The organism is Pantoea sp. NGS-ED-1003, from assembly GCF_000738765.1.
Classification (GTDB): domain Bacteria; phylum Pseudomonadota; class Gammaproteobacteria; order Enterobacterales; family Enterobacteriaceae; genus Pantoea; species Pantoea septica.
The window spans coordinates 286,582-301,003 of record NZ_JPQA01000007.1; the positions used below are offsets into that span (position 1 = coordinate 286,582).

General features: G+C 59.9%; 15 protein-coding genes, 2 tRNA genes and 1 rRNA gene. 7 read left to right on the forward strand and 11 right to left on the reverse strand.

Annotated features, from left to right (window positions below):
* Window positions 1-4 precede the first annotated feature (4 nt).
* Genes hpxX through hpxZ form a run of 3 tightly spaced genes read left to right on the forward strand, consistent with a single transcriptional unit; the run spans window position 5 to window position 1,963 of the window.
* Window positions 5-190: an oxalurate catabolism protein HpxX gene (gene hpxX, locus JS46_RS15845; protein WP_033752868.1), complete on the forward strand. Its 186-nt coding sequence runs from the start codon at window positions 5-7 to the stop codon at window positions 188-190.
* Window positions 187-1,584, forward strand: a complete 1,398-nt coding sequence (locus JS46_RS15850) for an AtzE family amidohydrolase (protein WP_033752869.1) — start codon at window positions 187-189, stop codon at window positions 1,582-1,584. The genes hpxX and JS46_RS15850 overlap by 4 nt, the downstream gene beginning before the upstream one ends.
* Window positions 1,574-1,963 (forward strand): oxalurate catabolism protein HpxZ, encoded by a 390-nt coding sequence (hpxZ, locus tag JS46_RS15855; RefSeq protein WP_033752870.1) that lies wholly within the window; start codon window positions 1,574-1,576, stop codon window positions 1,961-1,963. The genes JS46_RS15850 and hpxZ overlap by 11 nt, the downstream gene beginning before the upstream one ends.
* Before the next feature lie 2 nt (window positions 1,964-1,965).
* On the opposite strand, the gene JS46_RS15860 is transcribed toward hpxZ, so the two are convergent.
* The 5 genes from JS46_RS15860 to JS46_RS15880 form a co-directional block, all read right to left on the reverse strand.
* The gene (locus JS46_RS15860) at window positions 1,966-2,691 is read right to left on the reverse strand and encodes an HPP family protein (RefSeq protein ID WP_033752871.1); all 726 of its coding nucleotides are present in this window, start codon (window positions 2,689-2,691) and stop codon (window positions 1,966-1,968) included.
* Window positions 2,692-2,831: 140 nt separating this feature from the next.
* Window positions 2,832-4,043, reverse strand: a complete 1,212-nt coding sequence (locus JS46_RS15865; protein WP_033752872.1) for a cupin domain-containing protein — start codon at window positions 4,041-4,043, stop codon at window positions 2,832-2,834.
* Between the two features lie 309 nt (window positions 4,044-4,352).
* The gene (gene puuE, locus JS46_RS15870) at window positions 4,353-5,309 is read right to left on the reverse strand and encodes an allantoinase PuuE (RefSeq protein ID WP_033752873.1); all 957 of its coding nucleotides are present in this window, start codon (window positions 5,307-5,309) and stop codon (window positions 4,353-4,355) included.
* 34 nt (window positions 5,310-5,343) lie between these two features.
* Complete coding sequence (gene hpxA, locus JS46_RS15875; RefSeq protein ID WP_033752874.1) at window positions 5,344-6,075, reverse strand: allantoin racemase; 732 nt, start codon at window positions 6,073-6,075, stop codon at window positions 5,344-5,346.
* Window positions 6,072-6,794 carry a GntR family transcriptional regulator gene (locus JS46_RS15880; RefSeq protein ID WP_033752875.1) on the reverse strand — a complete coding sequence of 241 codons (723 nt, stop codon included), beginning with the start codon at window positions 6,792-6,794 and terminating at the stop codon, window positions 6,072-6,074. The genes hpxA and JS46_RS15880 overlap by 4 nt, the downstream gene beginning before the upstream one ends.
* 144 nt (window positions 6,795-6,938) lie before the next feature.
* Between JS46_RS15880 and JS46_RS15885 the strand changes: the two genes are divergently transcribed.
* Window positions 6,939-8,435 (forward strand): NCS1 family nucleobase:cation symporter-1, encoded by a 1,497-nt coding sequence (locus tag JS46_RS15885; RefSeq protein ID WP_033752876.1) that lies wholly within the window; start codon window positions 6,939-6,941, stop codon window positions 8,433-8,435.
* A 61-nt stretch (window positions 8,436-8,496) separates the two neighbouring features.
* On the opposite strand, the gene JS46_RS15890 is transcribed toward JS46_RS15885, so the two are convergent.
* Window positions 8,497-8,573 (reverse strand) — tRNA-Asp (locus tag JS46_RS15890).
* A gap of 134 nt (window positions 8,574-8,707) precedes the next feature.
* Window positions 8,708-9,439: a DNA polymerase III subunit epsilon gene (gene dnaQ / locus JS46_RS15895; RefSeq protein WP_033752877.1), complete on the reverse strand. Its 732-nt coding sequence runs from the start codon at window positions 9,437-9,439 to the stop codon at window positions 8,708-8,710.
* Window positions 9,440-9,493: 54 nt separating this feature from the next.
* Here dnaQ and rnhA point away from each other — a divergent pair, with 54 nt between their 5' ends.
* Complete coding sequence (rnhA, locus tag JS46_RS15900) at window positions 9,494-9,961, forward strand: ribonuclease HI (RefSeq protein ID WP_033752878.1); 468 nt, start codon at window positions 9,494-9,496, stop codon at window positions 9,959-9,961.
* Here the strand turns inward: rnhA and JS46_RS15905 are convergent.
* The gene (locus JS46_RS15905) at window positions 9,943-10,680 is read right to left on the reverse strand and encodes a class I SAM-dependent methyltransferase (RefSeq protein WP_033752879.1); all 738 of its coding nucleotides are present in this window, start codon (window positions 10,678-10,680) and stop codon (window positions 9,943-9,945) included. The genes rnhA and JS46_RS15905 overlap by 19 nt on opposite strands.
* Window positions 10,681-10,722: 42 nt before the next feature.
* On the opposite strand from JS46_RS15905, the gene gloB reads away from it, so the two are divergent.
* Window positions 10,723-11,478: a hydroxyacylglutathione hydrolase gene (gloB, locus tag JS46_RS15910; RefSeq protein ID WP_033752880.1), complete on the forward strand. Its 756-nt coding sequence runs from the start codon at window positions 10,723-10,725 to the stop codon at window positions 11,476-11,478.
* 71 nt (window positions 11,479-11,549) lie between these two features.
* Window positions 11,550-12,929 carry a murein transglycosylase D gene (mltD, locus tag JS46_RS15915; protein ID WP_033752881.1) on the forward strand — a complete coding sequence of 460 codons (1,380 nt, stop codon included), beginning with the start codon at window positions 11,550-11,552 and terminating at the stop codon, window positions 12,927-12,929.
* 227 nt (window positions 12,930-13,156) lie between these two features.
* Here mltD and JS46_RS15920 read toward each other — a convergent pair whose 3' ends face one another.
* The 3 genes from JS46_RS15920 to rrf all read right to left on the reverse strand — a co-directional run bounded on the left by JS46_RS15920 (window position 13,157) and on the right by rrf (window position 14,379).
* Window positions 13,157-13,948 (reverse strand): endonuclease/exonuclease/phosphatase family protein, encoded by a 792-nt coding sequence (locus tag JS46_RS15920; RefSeq protein ID WP_033752903.1) that lies wholly within the window; start codon window positions 13,946-13,948, stop codon window positions 13,157-13,159.
* A 164-nt stretch (window positions 13,949-14,112) separates the two neighbouring features.
* Window positions 14,113-14,189 (reverse strand) — tRNA-Asp (locus JS46_RS15925).
* A gap of 74 nt (window positions 14,190-14,263) precedes the next feature.
* Window positions 14,264-14,379, reverse strand: a 5S ribosomal RNA gene (gene rrf / locus JS46_RS15930).
* Window positions 14,380-14,422: the final 43 nt, after the last annotated feature.

Sequence of the window (14,422 nt, forward strand, 5' to 3'; positions counted from 1 at the left end):
AAAAATGAATCAGACAACAGACTGGGGGCGCTATCTGGCGCTGATGGAGCAGCTGCTGGCGCTGGAGCTGGACGACCCGCGCCGCGCCGAACTGGTGATTCAGCTTGAACGCATCGCCGCGCTGGCGGCGCCGCTGATGGCGTTTCCTCTCGACGACCGGCTCGAAGTGGCGGGGGTGTTTCACCCATGAATCTCAGCGAATTATCTCTCCAGTCGCTGCAGCAGGCGATCCAGCGCGGCGATCTCAGCGCGCGCGAGGTGGCGCAGCAGACCCTGAGAGGAATTGAACGCCACCGGGCGATTAACGCCTGGACCGAGGTTACCGACGAACGTATGCTGCGCGAGGCTGACGCCGTCGACGCGCAGCGACGCCGCGGCGACGATCTGCCGCCGCTGGCAGGCGTGCCCTATGCGGTAAAAAACCTGTTCGACGTGGCGGGCCACACCACGCTGGCGGGCGCCGCCCTGTTTGAAGATCGGCCAGCGGCGACGCAGGACGCCTGGGCGGTGAGTCGCCTCAGCCGCGCCGGCGCGCTGCTCTCCGGCATGCTGAATATGGACGCCTACGCCTACGGCTTCACCACCGAGAACAGCCACTTCGGCGCGACGCGCAACCCGCACGATCCGACGCGCGTGGCGGGCGGCTCGTCGGGCGGCTCCGCAGCGGCGGTCGCGGCCGGACTGGCGCACTTCTCGCTCGGTACCGACACCAACGGTTCGATCCGCGTGCCCGCGTCGCTGTGCGGCATCTTCGGCCTGAAGCCGACCTTCGGCCGCCTGTCGCGCAGCGGCAGCCATCCCTTTGTCGCCAGCCTCGATCATATCGGCCCCTTCGCGCGCCGCGTCGAGGATCTGGCGCTGGTCTACGACATGCTGCAGGGCCACGACCCTCAGGATGCATTTCAGGCAAACCGGCCCGCCGATCCGGCGCAGGTGGGGCTAGAGGAGAGCGGTCAGCGCTGTGCCGTGCTGGGCGGCTTTTTCTCGACCTGGTGCGACGACGACGCGCGCGATGCGCTGGCGCGGGCCGCGCGGGCGCTGGCTATCCATGATGAGGTGACGCTGCCGGAAGCGGAGCTGGCGCGCTCGGCGGCCTTTATCCTGACCGCCTGCGAGGGCGGCAATCACTATCTGCCCGCGCTGCGCGCCTCGCCGGAGCGTTTCGAACCCGCCTCGCGCGAGCGGCTGCTGGCGGGCGCGATGCTGCCCGCCGCCTGGTACGTGCAGGCGCAGCGCTTCCGCCGCCATTTCCAGCAGCAGGTGCTGCCGCTGTTCGAACGCTTCGACGTCCTGATCGCGCCCGCCACGCCCTGCGTCGCACCGCTGATCGGCCAGCAAAGCATCCGCGTTAACGGCGTCGACCTGCCGTCACGCGCCAGCATGGGCATGCTGACGCAGCCGATCTCCTTCCTGGGGCTGCCGGTGTGCAGCGTGCCGCTGGCGACGAAAAGCGGCCTGCCGATCGGGCTCCAGCTCATCGCCGCGCCCTTTAACGAAGCCGCCGCGCTGCGCGTCGCCTTCGCCCTTGAGCAGCAAGGCATTACCCTCGCGCCCACCACTATGGATAAACCTGATGCAAACTGAAGAGATTAATTTACCGCACGTCGTAGCGGAGGTGACCGCCGCCTTTTACCGCTACGAACAGGCGCTGGTGAGCAACGATATCGCAACGCTCGACGCGCTCTTCTGGCACGATGAACGCACCGTGCGCCTCGGCGCGGGCGAGAACCTCTACGGCATCGAGCAGATCCGCGCCTTTCGCGCCCAGCGGCCCGCCGCCGGGCTGGCGCGCACCCTACGCAACAGCGTTATCACCACCTTCGGCGAAGCCTATGCGGTGTGCAGCACCGAGTTCACGCGCGCAGGCTCGACGAAAATCGGCCGTCAGCAGCAGAGCTGGGTCAGGCTGCCGGAAGGCTGGCGCATTGTCGCCGCGCAGGTGAGCCTGATGAGCGAAAGCTGAGATTAGCGGGCGCGCGCCTGTCGCTGCACCGCAATCGCTTCGGCGCGCTGCAGCAGCTGCTGCAGGTCGTCTTCATCGATATCCAGCAGTTCGCCGCTTTCCAGCGCCTGATGCAGATCGTCGCGGGTAATCGGCACGTCCAGCGCCACCGGCGCGGGTTTCGCTTCGGCGGCGGCCAGCGGATGCGGATAGCGGCGGCCCGCCAGGTTATTGAAGAGGATCGCCAGCAGCGCCAGACAGAGTGAGTTAAGCAGTATGGGCGTCAGAATATAGTGGTAGCCCAGCTGGTGGACGTGGCCGCCGCCGAGAATAGCGGTCAGCGCCACCGCGCCGCTGGGCGGATGCAGGCAGCGCAGCTGAAACATCACGGCGATCGCCAGGCAGGCGGCAACGCCGCAGGCCAGCGGCGCAAAGGGAATCGTCATGGCCGCGGTGACGCCAATCGCCGCCGCCACCATATTGCCGCCGACAATCGACCAGGGCTGCGCCAGCGGGCTGTTCGGGATGCCGAACAGCAGCACGGCGGAGGCGCCCATTGGCGCAACGAACCACAAGTTAACCTGCCCTAACAGCCAGTGGCTGATCAGGCTGGTGATGGTCAGGCCAAGCCCGGCGCCGATACTGGCGATAACGATCTCTTTTTTGGCCACCGGCAGCGGATGCGGCCAGAAGCGGGCAAAAAAAGTGCGCAGCGCGCCTCTCTCCTTCGCCTGACGCGATTCAGTCATGTTCACAACGCTTATTCATCAGAAAAAATTATGGAAGCGGCGATTGTCGCCGATCGATTTGGCGGTAACAACCGCAGGGTTGGCCGCCTGGTCAGGATTCGGAATTGTGCCCAGGGCTGACGATGCGCCAGCCCGAGAGGCTATTTGACGACCGGATTCTTTTTCAGCGACAGCGCCGAGAGGAACGCATCGTCGAGCTGCAGATGCTGCGCCACCAGCTCGCGCGGCGTGCTGGCGAGCCACTGGTTAAGGGAGATATCGGCGTAGTAATCGCTTTTGAACAGCTCCAGAAACCGCAGCGGCCCGGTACCGGTATTCTCGATATAGTGCCCCATGGCGAAGGGGACATAGCCGACGTCTCCCGCGCGGTAATCAAAGGTTCTCGCCTGGCCGGATGAGGCGAATACGCCCATGCGCCCCTCGCCTTCCAGGTAGTATTGCCACTCATCGTTGTTCGGATGCCAGTGCAGTTCGCGCATGCCGCCCGGCGCAATCTCCACCAGCGCGGCCGCGATGGTTTTCGATACCGGAAAGGTCGAAGAGTCGGTGATGCGCACCGTGCCGCCCGGCGCGACGATCGGCGCCTGCGCCAGCATGTGATGAGTGAAGACGCGTTTAGATTTCGGCGCGCCCTTGATGGCGTCCGCAGCCAGACTGCCCGGCACCCTGCCGGCAAAAATATACTCATCGTCCGGCGAAGGCAGTTTTGCAAAGGAGGAGACCGGCACGCTGAAATTTTTCGCCAGAATCTCGGGCGGAATATGTTTGAACCAGTCTGACAACAGAAAGGTGCTGTCTTCATCGAAGCCGCCGTCGTCAAACGCCAGCAGAAACTCACAGCCGTCTGGCCCCAGTCCCTGAATCGAGTGCGGTATGCCCGGCGGAAAATACCAGAGATCGCCGACGCCGATATCGTCGACGAACCAGCCGCCGTCAGTATCGAAGGCGGTCACGCGCGCCTTGCCGAAGGTCATATAGGCCCACTCGCCCTCTTTGTGCCAGTGCAGTTCGCGAATGCCGCCCGCATTGAGGCGCATATCGACCCCGGCGATGGTAGTGGAGATGCCCAGCTCGCGCTGCGTCACCTGGCGCGTCCAGCCGCCGCTGCCTTTGCGCACGTGCGCGTCGCTGAAAGAGAAGCGCAGGTTGGGCAGCGTGCCGCTGTCAGTGGCGGGCGGATCGACGATATCGGGGTTTTGCGCCTCACGCGTCGGATCGTGCGGGCCAGGATCGCGCGGCGTGCCGGCGGGCCATGAGGCGATGGCGTCGTGGGCGTGGACCTGGCCTGCCGCCAGGGCTACCGTGCCGCCTGCGGCGAACGCCATAAAGTTCCTTCGGGAAAGCTTGCTCATCTAAACGATTCCTTATTCCGTGGTTGACCGGAATATCTATACGCGCAAAGCGAACCGTCGGCGGCAGGCAAGATGTAACAGTCCGCTGAACTGCGAGGAACCTCAGGTTTATTAATCAATTTTGTGGTGGGAATATTTTTATTTCATTTAACCACGGTTAAAAAATGGCGTCGGAATAGGCTTTATCGCGCGCACGAATCGCTAACGGTTGAGCAGATGCATTAATATTTCTGCTAAATAATCCGTTACATCTTTTTAACAAGAACAGAGAAGAAGCGCGGCTATCTGTGCAGCCGCGCCGGGTTATTCTCAGGGTTGCGGCGCGGGGTGTACGGCAGCCCAGTGGTCGGCGATCTGCTGGCGGGTACAGATCCAGACGTCGTTATGCTGCTGGATATGGTCGAGGAAGTTTTGCAGCGCTTTAAATTTGCCAGGCCGGCCCAGCAGGCGACAGTGCATGCCGACCGACATCATTTTCGGCTGGGTTTCGCCCTCTTCATAGAGCACGTCAAAGGTGTCGCGCAGGTAGGTGAAGAACTGCTCGGCGGTGTTAAACCCCTGCGGCGTGGCGAAGCGCATATCGTTGCACTCCAGCGTATAGGGGATCACCAGATGCGGCTTCACGGTGCCGTCCTGACAGGTGACCTGCATCCAGAACGGCAGATCGTCGCCGTAATAGTCGCTGTCGTAGCTAAAACCGCCCTGCTCGACCACCAGCCGCCGCGTGTTGGGGCTGTCGCGGCCAGTGTACCAGCCGGTGGGCGCTTTGCCAAACAGATCGGTAAGCACGTCGACCGCCTGCTGCATATGCTGGCGTTCGGTTTTGGCATCCATCGACTGGTAGTGGATCCAGCGCCAGCCGTGGCTTACCACGTCGTAGTCGGCCTGTTTGATCGCCTCGACGATCTCCGGATGACGCGCCAGCGCCATCGCGACGCCGAACACCGTCAGCGGCAGGCCGCGCTTCTGGAATTCGCGGTGGATGCGCCAGAAGCCGGCGCGCGAACCATATTCGTAGAGCGAATCCATCGACATATGGCGATCGGGATAGCTGGCCGCGCCGATGATATCGGAGAGGAACTGCTCGGATCCGGCATCGCCGTGCAGCACGTTGTTCTCTGCGCCCTCTTCATAGTTGAGCACGAACTGTACCGCCACGCGCGCCTTGTTCGGCCAGGCGGCGTGCGGCGGCGTGGCGCCATAGCCAATCAGATCGCGCGGATAGTTTTTGTTGAAGCTGTACTCTTTCTTCTCTGCACTATCCATTCATCAATTCCTGTTTAATTGCGGCAAGGTTTCGTTAGTTTAGATGCTGAAACGCGCCTGAGAGAGGTTTGGCGATCGGCTGAGCGAGATCGCCATGCTTGCTGGTGCCGAAGCCAAGCGCCACCAGCGCCTCGATCATTTTTACCGCCGCGCTGACGCCATCGATCACCGGCATCCCCAGCTCCTGCGTCAGCTCGCGCGCCAGCGTCGCCATGCCGCCGCAGCCCAGCACGATGGCGCCGCTGCCATCCTGTTGCTTCGCCTGCAGGCACTGCTGGCGCACCTTCTCCTGCGCCAGCCCCGAACCATCCTCCAGCGCCAGCACCGGCAGATCGATAGCGTGCAGCGCGGCGCAGTGATGGGTAAAACCGTACTGCTGCAGCAGATGGCGCGCGATGATCAGCGTGCGCGGCAGCGTGGTGACGATGGAAAAGCGCGTCGCCACCAGCGTCGCGGCGTGCATCGCCGCTTCGGCGATGCCGATGACCGGCCCGCTGGCCAGCTCGCGCGCCGCCAGCAGTCCGGGGTCGCCGAAGCAGGCGATAACGTGGCCGCTGACGCCCTGCGCTTTGCCGCGTTTCACCTGCTCCAGCACGCCGATCGCCGCGATCGCCTCGTCGAAGTGGCCTTCAATCGAGGGCACGCCCTGCGAGGGCGACACGGCGATAATCTCGGTGCCCGGCGCCGCCACCGCACGCGCCGCCGCGCCGATGGTTTCCGTCATCGCCAGGCTGGTGTTGGGGTTGATCACCTGGATCAGGCTCATGATGTCACCTCTTTATGACGGGCAAATAACCGTGAGAAGTCGGGCAGCGTTTCGCCGCTGCGCTCGAAGTGCAGGCTGGAGACGATATGGTCGAAGTGGTGCTGCAGCGCCTGGGTCAGTGCGGCGAGGTCGCCCGCGCGCAGGTGGGCCACCAGCCGGTCGTGGTCGTCGCAGCGGCAGCCCTGCTGCCAGGGCGCGCCCCATGCGGCGATCACCAGCGAGGAGCGCTGCGTCAGGCGCGTGACCAGTTCGGTCAGCACCTGATTGCCCGCAATCGCCTGCAGTTCGATATGGAAAGCCGCGGAGAGACGGATCGCCGCCGCGCCGTCGCGCGCGTCGTGCGCCTGCTGCTCCTGGGCGATGCGCTGCGCGAGTCCCGCCAGATGCGGCGGCTGCAGATGCGCCAGCACGGCGGGCAGATTGGCGCACTCGATCAGCGCCCGGGTGCGGAAAATATCGCGCGCTTCATCAACGCCTGGCGTGGCCACCTGTGCACCGCGCCTGGGCAACAGCGTCACCATCTGCACTGCGGCGAGGCGCTGCAGAACTTTGCGAATGCCAGTGCGGCTGACGCCGAACACCTCTGCCAGCGCCTCTTCCGGCAGTTTGCTGCCTGGCGGCAACTGATGCTCCACTATGGCGTTCATCAACGCCTGGTAGATAGGTTCGTCTTTATCCCCGAGATCGGCGGCCAGCGGCTGGCCTGTCTCACTTCTCATACCGGACTCCCTTTACAGGCTGTGTGCCACCATCGTATACGTGAACACTTTTTTTTGTATACAAGATTTCAATTCTGGCCTGGATCCTGCAACAGCTTTTCACGTTGCTATGACCGTTAACCCTCGTGATAAGGAGCAGGTTTCATGCCAAACCCTCAACAACATGTTTCCGCGTCGGCCGCTGAAGCCCGCGCGCGCTACAGTCCCCGCCTGACCAATGAGGATCTGGCGCCGACGCGCCAGCAGAGCTGGACGTGGTACAACATCTTCTCTTTCTGGATGTCGGATGTGCACAGCATGGGCGGCTATGTGGTCGCGGCCAGCTTTTTCACCCTTGGGCTGGCGAGCTGGCAGGTGCTGATTTGCCTGCTGGCGGGGATCTGCATCGTGCAGCTGTGCGCCAACCTGGTGGCGAAGCCGAGCCAGATGGCAGGCGTGCCCTATGCGGTGATCTGCCGCCAGGCGTTCGGCGTCTTCGGCGCCAATATTCCAGCGGTGATCCGCGGGCTGATCGCTTTCGCCTGGTATGGCATTCAGACCTATCTGGCCGCCAACGCGCTGATGCTGGTGCTGCTGAAATTCTTTCCGGCGCTGGCGTCGATGACCCACGCCAGCTGGCTGGGCCTGTCGCTGCTCGGCTGGTGCTGTTTCGGCGTGATGTGGCTGTTACAGGCGATGGTGTTCTGGCACGGCATGAGCGCCATTAAGCGCTTTATCGACGTGGCGGGTCCCGCCGTCTATGTGGTGATGGTGGCGCTGGCGGGCTGGATTGTATACAAAACCGGCTTCGACGGTATCTCTTTTACCCTGGCGAGCAAGTCGCTGAGCGCAGGCGAACAGAGCTGGCAGATGATCACCGCCACCGCGCTGGTGGTCTCCTATTTTTCCGGGCCGCTGCTCAACTTCGGCGACTTCTCGCGCTACGGCAAAAGCATGGGCGAGATCCGTCGCGGCAACCGCTGGGGCCTGCCCTTTAACTTTTTGCTCTTCTCGGTGGTGACGGTGGTGATCGTCTCCGGCACGCAGTCGCTGTTCGGCAAAATGATTACCGATCCGATCGAAACCGTCAGTATGGTCGGCAACGATGTGGCGGTCGCTATCGGGCTGCTGACCATGATCACCGCCACCATCGGCATTAATATCGTGGCGAACTTCGTCTCGCCGGCGTTCGATTTTTCTAACTGCTCGCCGCAGAAAATCAGCTTCCGCACCGGCGGTATGATTGCCGCGGTGGGATCGGTGCTGCTGACGCCGTGGAACCTGTTTCAGTCGCCTGAGCTGATCCACTACACCTTAGACGTGCTGGGCGCCTTTATCGGGCCGCTGTTCGGCATTCTGCTGGCGGATTTCTATCTGATCAAACGCAGCCGCGTCTTTGTCGACGACCTGTTCGACGCGACGCCGCAGGGCCGCTACTGGTATCGCGGCGGCTTTAACCCGAAAGCGATCGCCGCGCTGCTGCCGTCGGTGATTATCGGCCTGATTATCAGCTTTGTGCCGTCGCTGCATGAGGTCGCCAGCTTTAGCTGGTTTATCGGTGCGGCGCTGGGCGGCGGATGCTATCGCTATCTGGCGCGTCATGAGCGCGAAGCGAGCGCGGCGCAGCCTTTCGCTGGCGGCGTTGCGATGCAGGAAAAGTAAGGGTTGAGAGCGCAGAAAAGCAAAAGGCCGATTCATTGCTGAATCGGCCTTTCTGAAGAGTTGGCGGTGCGGACGGGACTCGAACCCGCGACCCCCGGCGTGACAGGCCGGTATTCTAACCGACTGAACTACCGCACCGCGCTGTGTTCCCCGTCGGGAACGAGGCGCATATTAATGGCCGCTCAGGACCCCGTCAACGCTTTTTCTCGCCGCGCCGCGCGTTTGCTGTTTTTTTACGCTTAACGCTGATTTAACCAGCGAAACCCTTTCTGCTAACCGCGCCACAGGCAGCTTCCGCCTTTTTTCATCACCAGATCGAGCCGTGACTCATGCGCAATCACCTCTTCGTCCGATGCCGCCACGACGCGCAGCGCTGAGGCGGGCCGAACGATGCGCTGGATGGTTTCGCCTTCGTTCTGCTGCGCGCCGTCCCCTTCCTGCGAAAACGCCAGCGACGTCTGGCCGCCGGTCATCGCCAGGAAGACTTCCGCCAGGATTTCGGAGTCGAGCAGCGCGCCGTGCAGCGTACGCTTGCTGTTGTCGATCTCATAGCGCGAGCAGAGCGCATCCAGACTGTTGCGCTTGCCCGGGAACATCTTACGCGCCATCGCCAGGCTGTCGGTGATGCGACAGAAGGTTTCGGTTTTCGCAATGCCGCGGTTCAGCATGGAAAACTCATAGTCCATAAAGCCGATATCAAACGAGGCGTTATGGATCACCAGCTCAGCGCCGCGGATGTAGTCGAGGAATTCGTCCGCGATCTCGGCGAAGGTCGGCTTATCGGCGAGAAACTCATCCGCAATGCCGTGTACGCCGAACGCTTCCGGATCCACCAGCCGATCGGGGCGCAGATAGATATGGAAGTTATTGCCGGTCAGGCGACGGTTCACCACCTCTACCGCACCAATTTCAATGATGCGGTGACCTTCGTAATGCACACCGATCATGTTCATGCCGGTGGTTTCAGTATCGAGTACGATCTGGCGGTTATTTGCAGTGCTCATAGGATTCGTTTTATGTCAGACTTGGCGTTTTTCTCAGAAGGGAGTCTACCAGAGATGCGCAAGCAGGTAGAAATATTCACCGACGGATCCTGCCTCGGCAATCCCGGTCCCGGCGGCTACGGCGCGATTTTACGTTACGGTCAGCACGAAAAGCTGTTCAGCGCCGGTTACCGACTCACCACCAATAACCGCATGGAGCTGATGGCGGCGATTGTGGCGCTGGAGGCGCTGAAAGAGCCTTGTCACGTGGTGCTGAGCACCGACAGCCAGTATGTGCGTCAGGGCATTACCAGCTGGATCCACAACTGGAAAAAGCGCGGCTGGAAAACGGCGGATAAGAAGCCGGTGAAAAACGTCGATCTCTGGAAGCGCCTCGACAGCGCGCTGGCCGGGCATGAGATCCAGTGGGAATGGGTCAAAGGTCATGCTGGCCATCCGGAAAACGAACGCTGCGACGAGCTGGCGCGCAGCGCGGCGTCGCATCCGCAGTCAGAGGATATCGGCTACAAGGTCGAGTCCTGATCCTTCGCCGCGCGGAACTGCCGCGTGGCGTTCACCGCCGGACGCAGCTGCGCCTTGCCCAGCGCCTTTTTCGCCTTAGTCGGCGTGAGCGGGAATGTGCGTTTACGCGCTACGACGATATTCAGGCAGCCCAGCGCAGGCAGATGCGCGCTGATCACCTTGCCGCCCTGCCGGTGCCAGGGCACCACCTGGAATCGGGTGCGAAACACCACTTCGTAATTAAGCAGGCTCAGCCAGTCAAGCAGGCGCATCTGGCTAAACATCCGTCCGCTCCACGGCGCTTTACGCTGAATGCCGGGCAGCGCTTTGCTGATGCCCAGCAGCGAAAAGGGGTTGAACCCGCTGATAATCATCCAGCCGTCGTCGATCAGTACGCGATCCACTTCGCGCAGCACCCGGTGCGGGTCCTGGCTCCAGGCCAGCGTGTGCGCCAGCAAGCAGGCGTCGATAGACTTGGACTCAAACGGCAGCTGCGTCGGGTGCGCCAGCACCTGCAGCAGCTCGCCTTCGCTGCCGACATTGACCTGATGTGAAATAGCGCAGTGTTCAGTGTTGATTTCTGCACTAAGGTTGCCAAGCTTAAGCATATGAAAGCCATATAGCTTTCCCAGGTAGGGCTGGAGTTGCTGAGTCAGCGCGTCGCGGAAATAGTCTCCCCATGGCATATCGCGCCAGGAGTGCGGCGCGGTCAGAATCTGGCGTGTTTTAGCGCGCTTCATGCTTTACCATCTTCCTTTTCTAACGGCCTGCGAGAGGTGATTATGAATCTTACCAGTATTCCTGCGCTACAGGATAACTACATCTGGACGCTAAACGACGACGCCGGCAACTGCCTGATTGTCGATCCTGGCGAAGCGCAACCCGTGCTGGAGAAAGTCTACGCGAACGGCTGGAAACCGGCGGGGATTCTACTGACTCACCATCATCACGATCATGTCGGCGGCGTACAAGCTCTGCGGGAAAAATTTCCCGGCATCGAGGTTTTCGGTCCACAGGAAACCGAAGATAAAGGCGCGACAACGGTAGTAAGTGAAGGCGATACGGTGTCGCTGCTGGGTATGAACTTCAGCGTGATCCATACGCCTGGTCATACTTTAGGACATATCTCATATTACAGTTCACCTTATCTTTTCTGTGGCGACACGATGTTTTCCGGCGGCTGCGGGCGGCTTTTTGAGGGCACAGCCGAACAAATGTATGAATCATTTCAGAAGCTTGATCAGCTTCCCGGCGACACTCTGATTTGCTGCGCGCATGAGTACACTTTATCTAATTTGAAGTTTGCTGCGGCTATTCTGCCCCATGATCCGCAAATTACGGCCGAATATCAGAAAATTAAGGACTTACGCGCCAAAAATGGCATTACTTTACCCACAAAACTGGCGCACGAACGGCAAATAAATTTATTTTTGCGTACGCAAGATCCTGATTTACAAAGAGCATTGAACATAAATTTAACACCCGACCACATATGGGACACATTTGCCCTTTTACGGGAGAAGAAAGACCAGTTTTGATTTTTCGGGTTGTGTTGTGACAGGGCGTCACGTATAGTTGCTCGTCTTTTAAGCGAACTATTGACACACACATGAAGGCTAAAGCGATATTACTCGCCTCGGTCTTGCTGGTGGGATGTCAGGCATCACGGAATGACGCCAATATCCCCGAACAGCATGCCCAGAGTCTGTCTTCAGCTGGTCAAGGTGAAAATGGAAAGTACGGTGATCGAATGTTGTCGCCGCGATGGCAGGAAGATGGAACTGGCCTCGCAGAAGATACCGATCTCTGGAGTTTCATTAGTGACGAGTTGAAGATGGGGATTCCGGAAAACAGCCGGATCCGCGAACAAAAACAAAAGTACTTAAAAAATAAGAGCTATCTCCACGATGTAACATTACGGGCAGAGCCGTACATGTACTGGATAGTCGAGCAGATACATAAACGTAAGATGCCGATGGAACTGGTACTGCTACCCATAGTGGAGAGCGCTTTTGACCCCCATGCAACCTCATCAGCCAATGCCGCCGGCATCTGGCAGATTGTTGCGACAACGGGCAAAAACTATGGTTTGAAACAAAACCAGTGGTACGACGGACGCCGCGATGTGGTGGCCTCGACCAAGGTTGCGCTGGATATGATGCAGCGTCTGAACAAGATGTTTGACGGCGACTGGTTGCTGACCGTTGCTGCTTATAACAGCGGTGAAGGACGTGTGTTAAAGGCGATTAAACAGAATAAGGCGCGCGGAAAGCCTACCGACTTCTGGAATCTGTCGCTGCCACGCGAGACCACGGTCTACGTACCGAAAATGTTGGCCTTGAGCGATCTGCTTAAGAACAACAAGCGCTACGGTATTAAACTGCCGACGCCTGACGAAAGCCGCGCGCTGGCGCGTGTTGAAGTCGGTCAGCAGATGCAGTTGACGCAGGCTGCCGAAATGGCGGGTATGTCGCTCAGCAAGCTCAAGAGCTTTAATACCGGCTATAAAAAAGGCGCTACCGCGCCCAACGGACCGCAGTACATTTTAGTACCGAAGTCCCACGTGGCGAAGCTGCGTAGCTCGCTGGCTTCCGGCGACATCGCAGCGGTACAGCCGACGCAGCTGGCGAAAAACAGCGCGTCTGGCAGCAGTTATAAAGTGCGTCGCGGCGATACGCTTTCCGGCATCGCCAGCAAGCTGGGCGTCAGCGTTGCGTCGCTGAAGCAGCAGAATAATTTGCGGGGCGCCAATGTTCGTATCGGTCAGACGCTGACCGTCGGCGATAGCGGCACAAGCCTGGCTGATAATAGCAACAGCATCACCTATCGCGTGCGTAAAGGTGATTCTCTTGCCAGTATTGCAAGGCGCCACGGCGTCGATATCAAAGATGTGATGCGCTGGAATACGGTCCTGAGCAGCACGAAAGATATCCAGCCTGGTGACAGGCTAACGCTCTACGTCAATAATAGCGCATCGCCTGATACCTGATGCGTTGAAAAGGCCAACATTTGTTGGCCTTTTTTCATTTCTGCACGCTTTTCTCTCCCCTTTTCAATCTCTTGATAGTCGCGCATAAAACACGCCTTCCTCTCACACGCGGACTGAAATGCTATGCGCGGCAAAAATAAAAGCTGAGGATGCGAGAATGGCATTCAGGCGAGAAATTCGCCTTCTCGCGTTATTACAGGGAGAAGGCGAACAGGCGCGTGCTGGCGTTAGCGTGCGGCGTTAAACTCGACCAGTAAGGGGTTATGGTCTGAGGCGCGCGTAACCAGTACAGAGGCCCTGCTGACGTTCATATCGCGATAGAAGACAAAGTCCAGAGGGCGGCCAAAGGCCTTACGTCGGTGATCGTCCGTAAACCTCACCTCTTTCAGCGTCATTTCGCGCGCGAACCGATAGAGCGCGTGGATGCGCTGGCGGCTCCATGCGTTGAAATCGCCCGCCATGATAACCGGCCCTTTGTGATGCAGGATCTGTTCGCCTATCGGCCCCAGCTGCTTGCTGTACACATCGATGCCGAGGCTGAAATTAACCGCGTGGATATTGACGACCATTAGCATTTCACCGGTCGGCAGCGGATAGGCGGTGACCAGCGCCGACTTAGCCAGCCGCAGCAGCGGCTCTCGCTCACGCAGCGGGCAGCAGTAGACTGGATGTGCAGAAGCGAGCGTCATCACGCCAGAAGGATGCTGAGGCAGCACAAAGGCAGGAACCTGATCGGCGGCCAGATAGTTACTGGTCGCAAACTTTACCAGTTCAGGCGTGGTTTGTGCCTCCTGCAACAATACCAGGTGCGCGTCTTTGCCAAATCCCTGTAGTACGGACATCCAGTCGGCGCGCTGCTGTTTGAAAATATTCCACACCAGTACTTTCAGATGGGCGTCAGGCGACAGCGGCGCCCCTGGCGGAAGCGCCTGGCCAAGATGTAGCATGGCGCCCGGCGGAAAGATCTGTTCGACCGGCTGACCCGCGACATAGCGCATTGCATAAGTTTTTTTTCGCACGTTATTGCCCAATTCCTTCCGTACCCGTTGCACCTGTCAGTTATAGGGATTTTAGTCGGGGGTTTCAATTGGTGTTGGTAATTGTCGGAATCATCGTGTGCGAATGAGGTTTTTTAACGCAAAAGAAAAAGCCCTGACTTTGCAGTCAGGGCTTATCTGTTAGGTGGCGGTGCGGACGGGACTCGAACCCGCGACCCCCGGCGTGACAGGCCGGTATTCTAACCGACTGAACTACCGCACCACCGAATACTGCTGCTACCAGCGGGGTCTCGCTGATAACCGGTGTCACCCTCGCGGGTGGATACCAATTTGGATGCCTGGCAGTTCCCTACTCTCGCATGGGGAGGCCCCACACTACCATCGGCGCTACGGCGTTTCACTTCTGAGTTCGGCATGGGGTCAGGTGGGACCGCCGCGCTAAGGCCGCCAGGCAAATTCTTGTGCACGGAACGAATCTTTTACGCTGCTGCTGCG

Bases quoted from the DNA above. Each gene is read 5' to 3' on its own strand.
- JS46_RS15850 (WP_033752869.1), top strand. From the start codon at position 187: ATGAATCTCAGCGAATTATCTCTCCAGTCGCTGCAGCAGGCGATCCAG.
- hpxA (WP_033752874.1), bottom strand. From the start codon at position 6,075: ATGAGCCTGATCCAGGTGATCAACCCCAACACCAGCCTGGCGATGACG.
- JS46_RS15880 (WP_033752875.1), bottom strand. From the start codon at position 6,794: ATGAGAAGTGAGACAGGCCAGCCGCTGGCCGCCGATCTCGGGGATAAA.
- JS46_RS15860 (WP_033752871.1), bottom strand. From the start codon at position 2,691: ATGACTGAATCGCGTCAGGCGAAGGAGAGAGGCGCGCTGCGCACTTTT.
- JS46_RS15865 (WP_033752872.1), bottom strand. From the start codon at position 4,043: ATGAGCAAGCTTTCCCGAAGGAACTTTATGGCGTTCGCCGCAGGCGGC.
- gloB (WP_033752880.1), top strand. From the start codon at position 10,723: ATGAATCTTACCAGTATTCCTGCGCTACAGGATAACTACATCTGGACG.
- hpxX (WP_033752868.1), top strand. From the start codon at position 5: ATGAATCAGACAACAGACTGGGGGCGCTATCTGGCGCTGATGGAGCAG.
- mltD (WP_033752881.1), top strand. From the start codon at position 11,550: ATGAAGGCTAAAGCGATATTACTCGCCTCGGTCTTGCTGGTGGGATGT.
- puuE (WP_033752873.1), bottom strand. From the start codon at position 5,309: ATGGATAGTGCAGAGAAGAAAGAGTACAGCTTCAACAAAAACTATCCG.
- JS46_RS15905 (WP_033752879.1), bottom strand. From the start codon at position 10,680: ATGAAGCGCGCTAAAACACGCCAGATTCTGACCGCGCCGCACTCCTGG.
- JS46_RS15885 (WP_033752876.1), top strand. From the start codon at position 6,939: ATGCCAAACCCTCAACAACATGTTTCCGCGTCGGCCGCTGAAGCCCGC.
- rnhA (WP_033752878.1), top strand. From the start codon at position 9,494: ATGCGCAAGCAGGTAGAAATATTCACCGACGGATCCTGCCTCGGCAAT.
- hpxZ (WP_033752870.1), top strand. From the start codon at position 1,574: ATGCAAACTGAAGAGATTAATTTACCGCACGTCGTAGCGGAGGTGACC.
- dnaQ (WP_033752877.1), bottom strand. From the start codon at position 9,439: ATGAGCACTGCAAATAACCGCCAGATCGTACTCGATACTGAAACCACC.